Origin of the sequence: Gluconobacter sp. Dm-62, from assembly GCF_018256155.1 — a bacterium.
GTDB lineage: Bacteria > Pseudomonadota > Alphaproteobacteria > Acetobacterales > Acetobacteraceae > Gluconobacter.
Genome location: NZ_JAERLY010000007.1, coordinates 45,262 through 59,140 on the forward strand (window position 1 = coordinate 45,262; position 13,879 = coordinate 59,140).

At 60.7% G+C, this 13,879-nt stretch carries 15 protein-coding genes; 8 read left to right on the forward strand and 7 right to left on the reverse strand.

Annotated features, from left to right (window positions below; all coding sequences use genetic code 11):
* Nucleotides 1-61: 61 nt before the first annotated feature.
* Complete coding sequence (gene rpoH, locus JK202_RS08980) at nucleotides 62-955, forward strand: RNA polymerase sigma factor RpoH (protein WP_211560330.1); 894 nt, start codon at nucleotides 62-64, stop codon at nucleotides 953-955.
* A 56-nt stretch (nucleotides 956-1,011) separates the two neighbouring features.
* On the opposite strand, the gene JK202_RS08985 is transcribed toward rpoH, so the two are convergent.
* Entirely contained in the window at nucleotides 1,012-1,773 is a 762-nt protein-coding gene (locus JK202_RS08985) for an SDR family oxidoreductase (RefSeq protein WP_349291850.1), read from the reverse strand.
* Between the two features lie 184 nt (nucleotides 1,774-1,957).
* On the opposite strand from JK202_RS08985, the gene JK202_RS08990 reads away from it, so the two are divergent.
* The 3 genes from JK202_RS08990 to JK202_RS09000 all read left to right on the forward strand — a co-directional run bounded on the left by JK202_RS08990 (nucleotide 1,958) and on the right by JK202_RS09000 (nucleotide 4,460).
* Nucleotides 1,958-2,683, forward strand: a complete 726-nt coding sequence (locus JK202_RS08990) for an IclR family transcriptional regulator (protein WP_211560332.1) — start codon at nucleotides 1,958-1,960, stop codon at nucleotides 2,681-2,683.
* Nucleotides 2,684-2,777: 94 nt separating this feature from the next.
* Nucleotides 2,778-3,176: a heme-binding protein gene (locus tag JK202_RS08995; RefSeq protein WP_211560333.1), complete on the forward strand. Its 399-nt coding sequence runs from the start codon at nucleotides 2,778-2,780 to the stop codon at nucleotides 3,174-3,176.
* A gap of 48 nt (nucleotides 3,177-3,224) precedes the next feature.
* On the forward strand, nucleotides 3,225-4,460 hold the full coding sequence (locus tag JK202_RS09000) for an MFS transporter (protein ID WP_211560334.1): 1,236 nt from the start codon (nucleotides 3,225-3,227) through the stop codon (nucleotides 4,458-4,460).
* A 255-nt stretch (nucleotides 4,461-4,715) separates the two neighbouring features.
* Here the strand turns inward: JK202_RS09000 and JK202_RS09005 are convergent, their stop codons facing one another.
* Both JK202_RS09005 and gap read right to left on the reverse strand, forming a co-directional pair.
* Nucleotides 4,716-5,930 carry a phosphoglycerate kinase gene (locus JK202_RS09005; RefSeq protein WP_211560335.1) on the reverse strand — a complete coding sequence of 405 codons (1,215 nt, stop codon included), beginning with the start codon at nucleotides 5,928-5,930 and terminating at the stop codon, nucleotides 4,716-4,718.
* A gap of 3 nt (nucleotides 5,931-5,933) precedes the next feature.
* Nucleotides 5,934-6,956 (reverse strand): type I glyceraldehyde-3-phosphate dehydrogenase, encoded by a 1,023-nt coding sequence (gene gap / locus JK202_RS09010; RefSeq protein WP_211560336.1) that lies wholly within the window; start codon nucleotides 6,954-6,956, stop codon nucleotides 5,934-5,936.
* Between the two features lie 106 nt (nucleotides 6,957-7,062).
* Here gap and JK202_RS09015 point away from each other — a divergent pair, with 106 nt between their 5' ends.
* Both JK202_RS09015 and JK202_RS09020 read left to right on the forward strand, forming a co-directional pair.
* Nucleotides 7,063-7,596, forward strand: coding sequence for a hypothetical protein (locus tag JK202_RS09015; RefSeq protein ID WP_249199865.1), 534 nt, complete (start codon nucleotides 7,063-7,065; stop codon nucleotides 7,594-7,596).
* Nucleotides 7,597-7,732: 136 nt separating this feature from the next.
* A complete protein-coding gene (locus tag JK202_RS09020; RefSeq protein WP_211560337.1) occupies nucleotides 7,733-8,032 on the forward strand; it encodes a hypothetical protein in 300 nt (99 codons plus the stop codon).
* A gap of 12 nt (nucleotides 8,033-8,044) precedes the next feature.
* Here JK202_RS09020 and JK202_RS09025 read toward each other — a convergent pair whose 3' ends face one another.
* Nucleotides 8,045-9,079, reverse strand: a complete 1,035-nt coding sequence (locus JK202_RS09025; RefSeq protein ID WP_211560339.1) for an exodeoxyribonuclease VII large subunit — start codon at nucleotides 9,077-9,079, stop codon at nucleotides 8,045-8,047.
* A gap of 93 nt (nucleotides 9,080-9,172) precedes the next feature.
* Here JK202_RS09025 and JK202_RS09030 point away from each other — a divergent pair, with 93 nt between their 5' ends.
* Nucleotides 9,173-9,571, forward strand: coding sequence for a DUF4186 domain-containing protein (locus JK202_RS09030; RefSeq protein WP_211560341.1), 399 nt, complete (start codon nucleotides 9,173-9,175; stop codon nucleotides 9,569-9,571).
* Between the two features lie 3 nt (nucleotides 9,572-9,574).
* Here JK202_RS09030 and JK202_RS09035 read toward each other — a convergent pair whose 3' ends face one another.
* Complete coding sequence (locus JK202_RS09035) at nucleotides 9,575-10,873, reverse strand: amino acid permease (RefSeq protein WP_211560342.1); 1,299 nt, start codon at nucleotides 10,871-10,873, stop codon at nucleotides 9,575-9,577.
* Between the two features lie 53 nt (nucleotides 10,874-10,926).
* On the reverse strand, nucleotides 10,927-11,388 hold the full coding sequence (locus JK202_RS09040) for an Lrp/AsnC family transcriptional regulator (protein WP_011252091.1): 462 nt from the start codon (nucleotides 11,386-11,388) through the stop codon (nucleotides 10,927-10,929).
* A gap of 110 nt (nucleotides 11,389-11,498) precedes the next feature.
* On the opposite strand from JK202_RS09040, the gene JK202_RS09045 reads away from it, so the two are divergent.
* A complete protein-coding gene (locus JK202_RS09045; protein ID WP_211560344.1) occupies nucleotides 11,499-12,974 on the forward strand; it encodes an aminotransferase class V-fold PLP-dependent enzyme in 1,476 nt (491 codons plus the stop codon).
* 3 nt (nucleotides 12,975-12,977) lie between these two features.
* Here JK202_RS09045 and JK202_RS09050 read toward each other — a convergent pair whose 3' ends face one another.
* Nucleotides 12,978-13,868 carry a transporter gene (locus JK202_RS09050; protein WP_211560346.1) on the reverse strand — a complete coding sequence of 297 codons (891 nt, stop codon included), beginning with the start codon at nucleotides 13,866-13,868 and terminating at the stop codon, nucleotides 12,978-12,980.
* Nucleotides 13,869-13,879: the final 11 nt, after the last annotated feature.

Below are 13,879 nucleotides of genomic sequence, written 5' to 3' on the forward strand. Positions count from 1 at the left end.
CGTATGAGTCTCCATCTCATCCGGATGCGGGTTAAGCCCCGGGCGAAAGGAGTCGAAGACCATGGCATCCCCAGCCGTCATTTCAGTGGGTCCCGAGAACAATCTCACCCGCTACCTTCAGGAAATCCGCAAGTTCCCCCTGCTAACCCCGCAGGAAGAACTCGATCTCTCCCGCCAGTGGCGCAAGGACGAAGATACGAGTGCGGCACACCGCCTTGTCACGTCCCATCTGCGCCTCGTAGCCAAGATCGCCATGGGCTATCGTGGCTATGGCCTTCCGGTGAACGAACTCATCAGCGAGGGCAATATCGGCATGATGCAGGCCGTCCGCCGCTTCGATCCGGAGCGCGGCTTTCGTCTTGCCACATACGCCATGTGGTGGATCCGCGCCGCTATGCAGGAATACATCCTGCACAGCTGGTCGCTGGTAAAAATCGGTACGACTGCCTCGCAGAAGAAGCTGTTCTTCAACCTGCGTCGTCTGAAAGGGCAAATGCAGGCCATTGATGACGGTGATCTGAAGCCGGAGCAGGTCAACTCCATCGCGACCACTCTGGGCGTACCGGAGCAGGACGTCATGTCCATGAACCAGCGTCTGGCCGCGCCTGACCACAGTCTGAATGCGCCCCTTCGCATTGATGGCGAAGGGGAGTGGCAGGACTGGCTCGTGGATGATCACGAGAACCAGGAACAGACCTACGCCGCATCCGAAGAGTTCACGGGTCGCAAGGCTCTGCTGGATCAGGCCCTGATGACGCTGAATGAGCGTGAGCGTCACATCCTGAGCGAGCGTCGCCTGAAGGAAGAGCCTTCCACGCTGGAAGAACTCTCCCACCACTATAACGTCTCTCGCGAGCGTATCCGCCAGATCGAAGCCCGCGCGATGGAAAAACTTCAGAAGGCCATGGCCGCCGAAGTCGAACATCGCCGCCGCGAAAACGGACTTCAGGCCTAAGACGCCACGGTCCCTGCGAAACCCGCTGAAGTTCTGCTTCAGCGGGTTTTTCTATGTCAGGACATCGGGGGCTGACCGTTGGAGGCTGATGTTCCGCCATCTACGGCAACGGTTGCACCCGTAACGAACCCTGCTTCTGCACTTGCCAGAAACACGATCACCGGCGCCACGTCCTCGGGTTCACCCAATCGCCCCAGCGCAGTCCGTTCAGTGAAACGCTTGGCTTTTTCGGGATCCTCGACCAGCGCCTTGCCCATGGCCGTACGGCACAGCCCCGGATTGACCGCGTTGACCCGGATTCCATATTTTCCCAGATCCAGCGCCAGAGACCGCGTCAGATTGACTGCGCCGCCCTTGGCCGCGTTATAGGCTGGAAAGTTCCAGTCCCCGCCCATGCCGGAAATTGAAGCGACATTGACGATATTGCCCTTCGTTTTCTTCAGATGGGGAATGGCGGCCCGCGAACAATAGAAAATACTGCTCAGATCGGTGCCGATGACACGGCTCCAGGTGGAATTGTCGATCTGATCCGGCTGGCCGGGAACGGCGATACCGGCATTGTTGACCAGCACATCAAGCTGACCGAAATGCCCGATGGCACGGCTGACCATCTGCTCGACGGCCTCGGGATCAGACACGTCACAGGTTATGGCAAGCACATTATCGGCAAACTGGCCTGCGACCGATTTCAGTGTCTCGGCATCCTTGTCCACCAGAATGACGTTGGCGCCTTTTTCATGAAACCGTGTTGCCGTTGCCTTGCCAAAGCCCGAAGCGGCGCCGGTGACGATCACGGTTTTTCCTGCAAAATCCTTCACGGACATGCTCTCCTGTCTGTTGCGTCCGACAGAAAAACGATGCTGCGTCTTTCTGCTCCGCCCCTACAAGCTGGTTCACGCGGCAAGGGTTCTGTGCTGTCAGGGAATGCTGTGCCGGAATGTCCAGATATCCATCCATGATGAACTTCCAGCGTCCCGAAACCCGCCAGACCGGAAAAACGCCATGACCCGAGCCCCGCGCATGATCCAGTCCATTGAACGCTCGGCAGCTATCCTGGAAATCATTGCACAGGCCGGTGGCGGCGCGCGCCTTCAGGAGATCGCGACGATTTCCGGCATCGGCAAAACGACGGCCCACAATATCCTTCAGACCCTTGCGCAGCTTGGCTACGTCCAGCGTCGGCCCGGAGACATGCGCTACCATCTGGGCGGGCGGGTCCTGAACCTGTCCCGCATCGCCGGGGACGATCACGCCCTGCGCACCCGGACGCGCCCTGCTCTCGAAGCCATTGCAAAAAACAGCGGAGCCGTGGTTTTCTTGGCCGTGCCCAGCGGAGACAAAGTAGCTTATCTGGATATTCTCAACCCGCATGATCCCGCCATGGCCGCGGCCCTGCTCCAGACACGCGAGACGCTGGAAGGCTCAGCCGTCGGGCTGGTCTTTCTTGCTTTCGTCCCCGGTTTGGGCAGACGCGTTCTCAGTACGCGAACCCATGCACTGGATGGCGACAGCCTCAGTCGTATCGAGGACGTGCGCGTCAAAGGCTATTCCCTTGATCTTGAGACATTCCGTCCGGGCTGGAATGCGGTTGCCATTCCCTGGCGTGAAAACGGCGAAGTGCGCGCCAGTATCTGTGTCAGCGGCCCCGCAGAAACCCTTCCCCGTCATCGCCTGATCCATCTGAGCTGGATGATGATGAAGCAGGTTGAAAAAGCATCCGTCCAATAATGTTGGACAAATTGACTTTTCATAAAATTGAAATTCCATCTGGCTTCAACAGCGATAGGGTCTTCCGTTCCCTCTCAGACGAAGGCCCAAACCTATGAAACTTTCCACTGCAACAGCCATGCTGGACGCCGCTCACGCCGAAGCCAAACGGCTGAACGTTGCCGTCTGCATCTCCATCCTTGATGAGGCGACCTGGCCCATGGCCATGATCCGCCTGGATGGAACACCACTGGGCGCCATTGAGGTTGCAACCAAAAAGGCCCGCACCTCGGTCCTGTTCCAGATAGATAGTGCTGATTTCGCCGCGATCGGCCATCCGAACGGCGAAGCCTACACGCTTGAAAATACCAATGGCGGTCTCACAAGCTTTGGCGGCGGTGTCGTGTTGCGGGCGACTGACGGCACTGTCCTCGGCGCAATCGGCGTTTCCGGCGCGAGTGTGGATGAAGACATCGCGATTGCCCGCGCGGGCGCCGCAGCGCTCAGCGCCTGATCTTTTTTACAGCATTTTTTTGACAGCTTTCATTAATGGTCCCCTCCCATGACGACTGACACCCTCCCGGCGCCAGACGCCACGATTCAGGTCCCGCCGCCGCACGGACGGACAGCGGCGCTCCTGACCCTCACCTTCTGCACGTTCGTCGTGGGAACGGGAGAGTTCGCCATTATGGGCATGCTCCCGGAATTCGCCCGCTCTCTGGGCCTTTCTACAGCCGATGCAGGCTATGCCATCACCGCCTATGCGCTGGGTGTGGTCATTGGCGCGCCGCTCATCACCATTCTGGGGGCGCGCCTGTCGCGGCGGGAACTTCTGCTACTCCTGCTGATCCTGTTCTGCCTCGGAAACCTGCTCAGCATCGTCATGCCGACACCTGGTCTGGTCGAAGTCGGGCGGTTCATTACCGGCTTGCCGCATGGCGCCCTGTTCGGAATTTCAGCCCTGGTTGCGGCCTCCATGGTGGAACGTTCACGCCGCGGCTGGGCGGTAGGGCGCGTTCTGTCGGGTATTGCGATCTCAACCCTGATCGGCGCACCATTCTCGACTTTCGCTGCCAATCATTTTGGCTGGCGGATTGCCTATCTGATTATCGCCATCTTTGGATTTCTGACGTTCCTGGGTGTCTGGCGCTATATTCCGGCCGATACGCCCAACCGGAAAAACTCGCCGCTGCGTGAAGTCACCGCCCTTAGCAACACGCAGGTCCTGCTGACCCTTCTGACGGCGGCCGTCGGGTTTGGCGGCATGTTCGCGATCTACACCTATCTCACCAGCGTGCTTCAGAACGTCACGCATGTTCCTGAGTGGCAGGTCATGCTGTTCATGGTCATCTGGGGTTTTGGAATGCTGGCCGGTGCCAATATCGGCGCGTGGATCGTGGACCGGAACCTCGATATCGCGGCTCTTCTCGCACTTGCAGGGAGCGCCGTGGTCATGATGGTCTTCCCTGTACTGCTCCACAACGGGCCAGCCCTGATGGTGGATGTCTTTCTGGTGCCGACTTTTGTGAACGCACTTGGCCCCGCACTTCAGACGCGCCTGATGGATTTTGCAGGAGATGCACAGACGCTCGCCGCCTCGCTGAACCACTCGGCCTTCAATATCGCCAATGCTTTAGGGGCCTCGCTAGGAAGCGTTCTTCTCGCGCGACAGCTTGGCTATGGCTCACTGGGCTTCGGGGGCGCCGTGCTCTCAGGAGCCGGGTTGCTCGTCTATCTTCTGGCGATGCTTGTTCTCAGGCGTAGCGGGCAGATCGAAACCCGATGTGCAATCGACTGAGCGCCGCACAACTGCGTCAGTAATAAGTGCCGCCTGGATGTTTGAGAGGAGCAAGCAGCATTCCGGTGGGGCGCCCGCTCGTAATGGGCTCCCCGGTCGAAGGTGGAGCAGGCAGTTTCGGGGGCTGCTGATAAGCCTGACAGCCAGCGAGACTGCACAGCAGGCAAAAACCCGACAGAAACTTCCCTGACATTCCTCTCCCTTCCCCAACAGCACATAAAAAAAGCCGGGAAGGTTTCCCCTCCCGGCTTTTTCTCAGTTCAGGCCCAGATCGTGGCCCGCGGAGCGGAGCACCTCGATCCCGGGAAGGACTTTGCCTTCCAGCCATTCGAGGAAAGCCCCGCCAGCCGTGGAGACATAGGTCATCTGGTCCACGACGCCAGCATGGCGCAGGGCCGAGACCGTGTCGCCACCGCCAGCGATCGTCTTGAGCTTACCCTCTTCCGTGAGCTGCGCGGCATACTGCGCAACATCGACGGTCGCCTTGTCGAAGGGCGCGATTTCGAACGCACCCAGCGGGCCGTTCCAGACCAGCGTCTTGAGCGTATCCAGACGCTCGCGGATCAGTTCGACCGTGCGCGGACCGGCATCGAGGATCATGGCATCGTCCGGGACTTCACCAATCAGGCAGGTCTCGGTCGGGACATTGGCCTTGAACTCACGCGCCACAACCGCATCGACGGGCAGGATGATCTCGCAGCCCTTTTCCTGCGCGAGATGGGCGATCTTGCGCGCCGTCTCGTGCATCTCGGCTTCCTGCAGGGACTTGCCCACATTCATGCCTTCAGCCGCGAGGAACGTGTTGGCCATCGCACCCGTGATGAACAGCGTGTCCACCTTTGCAATGACGTTCCCGATCAGGTCGAGCTTCGTCGAGATCTTGGAGCCGCCGATGATCGCACCGACAGGGCGCTCCGGGTTTTCCAGAGCCGCGGACAGCGCGCTCAGCTCGGCCTGCATCAGACGTCCGGCGAAGGACGGCAGATCACGGGCCACGCCTTCGGTCGAGGCATGGGCGCGATGCGCGGCAGAGAACGCGTCATTGACGAAAATATCGCCATTCTGCGCCAGAGCCTTGGCAAAAGCGGGATCATTGGCCTCTTCACCCGCATGAAAGCGCGTGTTTTCGAGAACGATGATGTCCCCGTCCGCCATGGCGCCCACGGCCGCTTCCACAGTCGGGCCGACACATTCGGCCACAAAGCCGACCGGCTGGCCCAAGATCTGCCCGAGCTCCAGTGCGATCGGACGCAGCGACATGGCCGGGACGATCTGCCCCTTGGGGCGGTCGAAATGGCTGAACACCACGACGCGCGCGCCCTTGTCGGCGAGTTCGCGGATGGTGGGGGCGACCCGCTGCAGACGGGTGTCATCGGTGATGACGCCATCATGCATCGGAACGTTGAGGTCGGCGCGGACCAGCACGCGCTTGCCGCGTGCGTCCACACCATCAAGGGTGCGGAAGGCCATCACTCAGAGGCTCCCGAACAGGGCGGCCGTGTCGGCCATGCGGTTGGAGAAGCCCCACTCGTTGTCATACCAGGAGCAGACCCGCACCATCTTGCCGCCATCGACGACGACCGTCTGCGTCGCATCGAAGATCGAGGACGCCTTGTCATGGTTAAAGTCGGAGCTGACGAGCGGCGCCGTGTTGTATTCGAGAATGCCCTTGAGGGAGCCTTCGAGCGAGGCGGCACGGATGGCTTCGTTGACGGCATCGGCAGAAGCCGGAGCACGCGTCGGGACGAAATCCAGCGAGACAACCGAGACATTCGGCGTCGGAACGCGGATGGAGGTTCCGTCCAGCTTGCCCTTCAGATGCGGCAGGACCAGACCGACGGCCTTGGCGGCACCCGTGGAGGTCGGGATCATATTCAGTGCGGCGGCGCGGGCGCGGCGCGGATCCTTGTGCAGGGTGTCCACCGTGCGCTGGTCGCCCGTGTAGGAATGAATCGTGACCATGTAGCCACATTCGATTCCGAAGGCCTTGTCCAGAACGGAGGCTACGGGAGCGAGGCAGTTCGTGGTGCAGGACGCGTTGGAGATGATCTTCATGTCCGGCGTCAGAACGTCGTTGTTCACACCGAACACGATCGTCGCATCCACATCGGTCGCAGGAGCGGAAATGACGACGCGCTTGGCACCGGCTTCCAGCAGGGCAGCAGCCTTCTCGCGGGACGTGAACAGGCCCGTGCATTCCATCGCCACATCAACGCCCTGGAACGGAACCTGTGCCGGATTGCGCTCGGCGGACACCTTAATCGGACCATAGGTACGGCCATTGGCTTCGATGATCAGGCTGTTGCCTTCGGCGCGGACGGTTCCCGGAAGGCGGCCATGCGTGCTGTCATAAGCCAGAAGATGCGCATTGGCCTCGACCGAACCCAGATCGTTGATGGCGACAACCTCGACATCCGTACGACCGCTCTCGATGATGCCACGCAGCACCAGCCGTCCGATCCGTCCGAAACCGTTGATCGCGATTTTTACAGCCATGACCTGCCCTACTCCGTTCTTTGAAAACTCGGGCATCTTCCATAGCACCGCCACAGCGGAGCAACAGGGGGCATCAACAGTTTTTCATGAAGTTGACTCTATAATCTTGCTCAAACCTTCCGTTCCTGCGACGGTTCCGCGCGATATGGCACCTTTCGTCCGACATTTCCGTTCGCAGCGGGGCTTTGTTCCGCACTCTGCACTCCTGATGGGAGGGCTGCTGCTGGCCATGCCCCTGCTCTCGGGGTGCAAGCTGCTGGACCAGCGCACCTTCAATCCGAACGCGGGCAAGCCTCCCCACCCCGTTATTCCGCCTGCACCGCCGGGACCGCCGCCGCATGCGCCGTTCCTGTCGATTTCTGAAGGCACGCCGGAATCCGAATACGGCCCGATCGTCGAACGTGCCGCGAAAGCCGCCCTGTCCCGCAAGCCGAATGTGCTCTTCATCGTGCAGACCTTTGCGCCACCGCAGCCCACCCCGGACGCCCAGGCTCAGGCGCTGACAGACGTCACTGATCATCTGGCCGCACTCATTGCGGCCCATATTGAAAAGGCTGGCGCTCAACCCATCCAGATCGAAATGCACGCCATGACGGATGCATCAGCAGCAAAGCCGTTTGTTCGCGTCGACGTACGCTGAGTGCCATGCCGGATGCAGCATCTCCTGCGGACCTTCTACGGCGCATCAGATCCATTCCGATCGCAAATGATTGACGCATTTCTGCCCCCCGCGTTACGGACTGTTCAATGACTTCGGAAAAAAGAAGCCCGAGACCATGTCCAGAACAGACTCTCTGCTTGCCCTGACAGGAATCGCTGGCGTCATTAGCGGCTATACAGGGCACATGACCAGCGCCGAACTGGCGCTTGGTCTCCTGTGCGTCGTTTTCGTACTCCGGTGCGGCGCGCTCGGTCTGCGTGGTCAGGTTACGCTCTTGACCTATATTCTCGCCCTGAACTCCGTGCTGTTACAGGGGCATGGATATCGCCGCCTTGGACTGTGCATGTTTCTTGCAGCGATGGCGCTGGCCGTTCTGCGCATGACCGGCGTCGTCCGGGAAACATCCCCCGCATAAATCTTCCCGCTTCTAAAGCACTCGGGTCAGCAGCAGCCCGAGCGCTACGCCGGCTGCAATCAGGATCAGTCCGTTCCGCAGGCGCGCGCCGATCGGCGCGCGTTCGGGTACGACATTGAGCGTTGCGCTGTCCCGCAGTGCCGCCATTTCTTCGAGCTGCGCCCGGGCTTCTTCCTGTTCCTGCCAGACCCGCCCGCTCATGCATCGGATGTAATGCCCGGCATCGGCGGGCGTTGTTGCGGCATGGTCCACGACGCGTTCGGCCAAAGTCCGGTTCGCCGTATGGCCCAGCCCGAGAACGCGGTGCGCCGGACAGACAGCCAGGGCTTCCAGCACCATCGGGTTTTCAAACACCACAAAATCCGACGCGTCCCCGCCCCCGCGAATGAGGACGAGGATCTCTTCGCGGCAGGTGCTGATCGCTTCGGCCAGACGGCCGGGATCGTTCATGGCCGTGGGCAGGCTTCGTACGCGCTCGGGACGCCATGCTCCACCCAGCGCCTGAAGGAAATCTTCCGCCACCAGAGCGCTGGACGCGGCCGAGTGGATCAGCAGGAGACGTGCTTCCGGGCGGGTGGGATAAGGGTGGGACGCGCAAGGCAGTCCGCGCAGAACGTCCAGTACGGAACGCTCGATACGCTCGACCTTCTGGCGTCCGGGATCGTGGAGTTCCACGGCCACGACCTCAAAGCGCAGGACGATCTGTCCGCGATACTGCCGGGCGCGCAGCATGCCGGTGACATGGACATGATCGCCGGGACCGACTTCCGCTCGCGCCAGAACGGATTTCTGCACTTCAAGGGACAGGGTGGTCCCGAACTGCGGATCGGTCAGGGGAAGCTGGTAATACTTGGGGTAGGAATTGGGCGCGGCGTCCCCAAGCTGTCCCGCCACGATCAGCGGAAAGCCCCATTCGTCGAAAGCAGCGCAGATCTCGTCCAGCCGGGCAGAGAACAGGTCCTGCACCTGAAGCGGAGAGAGGACTGTCAGTGGTGTTGTATCTCCCGCCGCGGAAGATGAGCGGGAGCGTCTCGGAAAAGCGTCCATCCGTCACCATATGGAGAAAGAACAAATGTTCTTACAGGGGGTTGAGGCCCTCTCACGCGATTTTTTGCCTGTTTTTCAGAAGGTTGTGGGCTGGTGAGCCAATTTGATCCCGAAGAACTGTTCGAACGCCTCGCCCGGTCGCGTTTTCGCACACGGTTCCATCTGGACGATCAGGCGCGACTCTATCTCGAAAACCGGGGTCTGGATGCCGTCATGGAGCATGGTGCGGCCTTTATTGCCGAACGTCTGGCGCCGGCCCATCCGCCGCGCGACGGCAAGCAGACGCCCATGCGCGGGCATCCGGTCTTCATCGCCCAGCACGCCACCGGTGCGTGCTGCCGAAGCTGCCTGTCGAAATGGCATGGCATGGCGCCGGGAAAGGCGCTGACGGCCGAGCAGCAGGCGCAGATCCTGCTCGTGCTGCGACGCTGGATCGAACGGGATTTTGGACGCCGCGTCCCCGAAAGCCCGGCGCAGGGGGCGCTCTTCTGAAGGTCAGTCCGGCTGGCGACGGGGCACGAACCGCTCCGCCAGAAAGATCAGCAGAAGTGCGAACGCACCCAGCACGATCTGCAAGCGCGTTTCAGGCTGGATCAGCATGGCCATCAGCGTGCACGCGATCAGCACCAGCGCGGCATAGGCCTTCCAAGGCGATTCAGGCACGAGTTTCAGGCGTCCCGCCACAATCATGGTGTTGTTGAACACCATGAACCCGCCCGTCAGGCTGACCAGCAGGCCGAAAATCAGCGTTGGCGAGAGCACGGCCACGGCGGCCACGAGAATGGAGGCCAGCGCACTGACCAGAATGGCGCGGCGGGGGAGTTTCGTGGACGCATCCACGGTCAGGAACAGTCCTGGCGCGGAGCCGGATTCCGCCAGTTCGTACAGGATGCGGGAGGTCACATAGATCCCGGAATTGAGACTGGAAAGCGCCGCCGTCATCACCACGATCGCCAGTGCCACGTCCGCAAACGGCACGTGCAGGCGGTGCAGCACCAGCAGGAACGGCGAATAGCCCGACACGACATCGCTCCATGGCACCAGACACAGCACAAGCGCGATGGAGACGAGATAGAACCCGCCGATCCGCAGCGCGATGGAGCGCGTGGCGCGGACGATGTTCTGCTCGGTGTTGTCGGACTCAACAGCTGCGACGGTAGAGATTTCGCTGCCGCCCATCGAGAACAGGATGGTCGGGATCACGGCCAGAAGCGCCAGCCAGCCATGCGGCAGAAGGCCACCATGCGCAAACAGATTGTCATGCACCGGAATGGGGCGGCTCAGCAGCGCCCAGACGCCGATGCCGATGAAGCAGACAATCGCCAGAACCTTGATCGCGGAGAACCAGTATTCGAACTCGCCATAGCCCTTGACGGACATGAGGTTCACGCCGGTCATCAGCGCCATGATGAGGATTTCGAGCACAGCGTAGGGCAACGGAATATAGGGAGCGAGCATTGTCGCCACCGCGATAACTTCCACCGCAATCGCGATGATCCAGGTCATCCAGTAGGCCCAGCCCGCCACGAAAGCGGCGCGGTTGCCGAGCGAATACTGGATCTGCCGCAGGAAAGACGCCCGTCCCGGGACTTTCAGCGCCAGATCGCGCATCATCAGATTGACCAGAAATACCAGCGTTCCGGCAAGCGCATAGGACAGCAGCACCGCAGGGCCGCCCAGCGAAAGTGCCGCGGACGCCCCGATGAAATATCCCGCCCCGATCACCCCTCCCAGGGCGATCATGACGACATGGCGCGTGCGCAGACTGTGGGCGAGCTGGTCGGGCTGGCTCATGGACAAAAGACTTCCTGCTGTGGACGGGACGGGCGTTTTCGAAGAGGGGCGGTTCAGACCGGAAGATCCCTGTTGTCCGCCAGGGTTTCCATGGTCATGTACGAGGTGATGGCATCAAGTTCCACCTTGCTGATGATCTGCTGATACACACGATCGAAATCGTTCATGTCACAGGCCACCACCTTCAGAAGATAATCGTATTCGCCCGCGATCCGATAAAAATCAACTATGTTCGGTATCGAACCGACCACCTTGCGGAACGTCTCGAACCATTCGCGTGAATGATGGCGTGTGCGCATGAGCACAAACACCGTCAGGGTCAGGCCCAGCGCGGACGCATTGAGCCGCACCGTGTCATGCGCAATCACGCCGTCCTCGCGCAGGGCATTCAGCCGCCGCCAGCAGGCATTCTGCGACAGGCCGACCTTTTCGGCGAGCTCGCGCTGGGAGGGGGTGCCCTGCTTTTGCAGGATTCTCAGGATCGCCCTGTCCGTCTGATCTAGTTTTCTGGCCATATCGCATCATATGACCACAAAAAGGATTTTTCATCCTCAAAAAAGAAGCGGTTTTTACTCATTCCGTCGGTCTATCGTTCAGTTCTCACGCAGAGGAAGAACATCGCGTCATGGAAACGATCGGCAATCTCGACAACAGCACCGCCCTTCTGGAACAGTTCGAGCAGACGCTGCGCAACAACGGACTGAGCGCGCTGGCCAAGGGCGTGATTGGCGATGGTGCGAAGTTCTCGACGCCGTTTGGCACGCAGTCCCTGCTTTATGCAGACTATGTTGCCTCCGGCCGTGCGCTGAAGCAGATCGAGACGTTCATCATGGACGAGATCCTGCCGTTCTATGCCAACAGCCACACCGAGGCCTCCTTCTGCGGCGCCTATATGACGCGGCTGCGCAACAGCGCCCGCGCCACCATCGCCCAGCTCTGCCACGCCCCCTCCCCCGATTTCACGACCATTTTCATGGGCAATGGCGCAACGGCCGGACTGAACCGTCTCGTCCATCTGCTGGAAATCCCGGCCCTGTGCGAAGCCGGAAAGCGCCCGACTGTTTTCATCGGCCCTTATGAGCATCACTCCAACATCCTGCCCTGGCGCGAGAGCGGTGCGGAGATCGTCGAGATCCCTGAAGCGGCCGAAGGCGGGCCGGATCTGGATGTTCTGGAACAGGCGCTGAAGGCCTGCCCGGCGGATCGGCTGAAGATCGGGTCATTCTCGGCTGCGTCCAACGTCACGGGCATCCTGACGGATGTGAATACTGTCACGGCCCTGCTCAAGCGGCATGGGGCGCTGTCCATCTGGGACTATGCCGGGGCTGGCCCTTACTGTCCGATCGACATGCAGCCCGGCACGCCGTTTGAAAAGGATGCGGTCGTCGTATCCTGCCACAAGTTCATCGGTGGCCCGGCGGCCTCGGGCGTGCTGATCGTGCGCAATGCGGCGATGTCCCGCACCGCGCCCGTTCTGCCGGGCGGGGGGACCGTGCGCTTCGTCTCGCCGTGGAACCACGACTACACCGCCTGTCTCGCTGCCCGCGAAGAGAGCGGCACGCCGAATGTGATCGGGGATATCCGTGCGGCCCTCGCTTTCATCGTTAAGGACGTGATCGGGGAAGCCCATATGGCGCAGCGCAATGCCGAGCTACGGACGCGCGCCGTGAAGGCTTGGAGCGGCAATCCCGCTATCGAAATCCTTGGTCATCCGACCGCTGCCGCACTTCCGATCTTCTCGTTCCGGATCCGCGATATGAAGAATGGTGGCTTCATTCACCAGCAGCTTTTCACGAGGATGCTGTCGGACCGTTACGGCATTCAGGTTCGCGGTGGCTGTGCGTGTGCGGGGCCTTATGCGCACCGTCTGCTGGGGATTGACGAGGGTGAGTCCGGGCTGATCCGTAGCGCCATCCTGTCCGGGCAGGAAATCGAAAAGCCGGGTTGGACGCGCCTGAATTTCAGCGTGCTGATGGATGACGGCAAGGTCGAGCGCATTCTGAACGCTGTCAATGAACTCGCCAGCAATCCCTGCGAAACGGCGGCGCAGTATGACTGTGATATCACCACGGCGCGCTTTCGTCCGAAGGTCGCAGCCTGACGCTTAGAAAAGATAGGCAACTTTCATATAGTAGGCATTCGTCTCCGGCACGTTCCGGCCTTCGACGGAATGCGAATAACGCGGCGTGAACGACAGACTTTTGGTGATGTAGAACATCGCACCGACACCCAGCGCCGTTTCGCGGCTGCTGGAATTGGCGACCCACAGATTGGACGTGTTGTCGTGCATCCCACCGCTGTTCTGCCAGTCGAGCGAGAAGAACGGCTCGATGCGTGACGAGGCTTTCCAACTGAAGCGCAGGTTGGTGTAGAACACGTTTCCAGCCGAATAGCTGTGATCGCCATTGCGGTGTTTGGTCGAGCTTACGACGCTGCCCAGATCGCCGTCGAAGCTGAAATGCTTCCATTCGTAATCGAAGATGATGCTCGACAGGTTGGCCCAGTAATGCATCGCCATGGAATCCCGCGTGCCCGACGGCGTTTCCATGAAGGTCTGGATCCCGAGCGTGCTGTGCTTGTTGGGCTTGAACCAGGCCGCCGGTCCGACAATCGTGGTACCGAGGCCACCCCAGTTCTGCCCGCTGGCCAGCGTATAGGCCTCGGACTGGATCAACTCGAAGGCGAAGCTGACATGGGGGATCGCGTCAAAACTGCGGAAATGCACGTATTTCGTCATGCCGCTCCAGGTGTGACTGCCGCCCCGCGCCCGGCGCTGGCCGCCACTGTCATAGACCGATCCGGCAGCGTTTCCGTCACCATACTGCACGACCACATTGAACGGCTTGAAGTCCACCGGCAGGTCGTATTCGTGCGGTCCGATGATGGCCAGTGGAATATCCGCGCCATGAGCGGCAAAGCCCGGAACGAGAGCAACAGCAGGCAACCAGGCTGTCAGGGCACCAAGGCGCACTCCGAGCGTGAATTTCCGACGCATGACATGAATTT

Coding starts and splice junctions, on each gene's coding strand:
- rpoH (WP_211560330.1), top strand. CDS start 62: ATGGCATCCCCAGCCGTCATTTCAGTGGGTCCCGAGAACAATCTCACC.
- JK202_RS08990 (WP_211560332.1), top strand. CDS start 1,958: ATGACCCGAGCCCCGCGCATGATCCAGTCCATTGAACGCTCGGCAGCT.
- JK202_RS08995 (WP_211560333.1), top strand. CDS start 2,778: ATGAAACTTTCCACTGCAACAGCCATGCTGGACGCCGCTCACGCCGAA.
- JK202_RS09000 (WP_211560334.1), top strand. CDS start 3,225: ATGACGACTGACACCCTCCCGGCGCCAGACGCCACGATTCAGGTCCCG.
- JK202_RS09005 (WP_211560335.1), bottom strand. CDS start 5,930: ATGGCCTTCCGCACCCTTGATGGTGTGGACGCACGCGGCAAGCGCGTG.
- gap (WP_211560336.1), bottom strand. CDS start 6,956: ATGGCTGTAAAAATCGCGATCAACGGTTTCGGACGGATCGGACGGCTG.
- JK202_RS09020 (WP_211560337.1), top strand. CDS start 7,733: ATGTCCAGAACAGACTCTCTGCTTGCCCTGACAGGAATCGCTGGCGTC.
- JK202_RS09025 (WP_211560339.1), bottom strand. CDS start 9,079: ATGGACGCTTTTCCGAGACGCTCCCGCTCATCTTCCGCGGCGGGAGAT.
- JK202_RS09035 (WP_211560342.1), bottom strand. CDS start 10,873: ATGAGCCAGCCCGACCAGCTCGCCCACAGTCTGCGCACGCGCCATGTC.
- JK202_RS09040 (WP_011252091.1), bottom strand. CDS start 11,388: ATGGCCAGAAAACTAGATCAGACGGACAGGGCGATCCTGAGAATCCTG.
- JK202_RS09045 (WP_211560344.1), top strand. CDS start 11,499: ATGGAAACGATCGGCAATCTCGACAACAGCACCGCCCTTCTGGAACAG.
- JK202_RS09050 (WP_211560346.1), bottom strand. CDS start 13,868: ATGCGTCGGAAATTCACGCTCGGAGTGCGCCTTGGTGCCCTGACAGCC.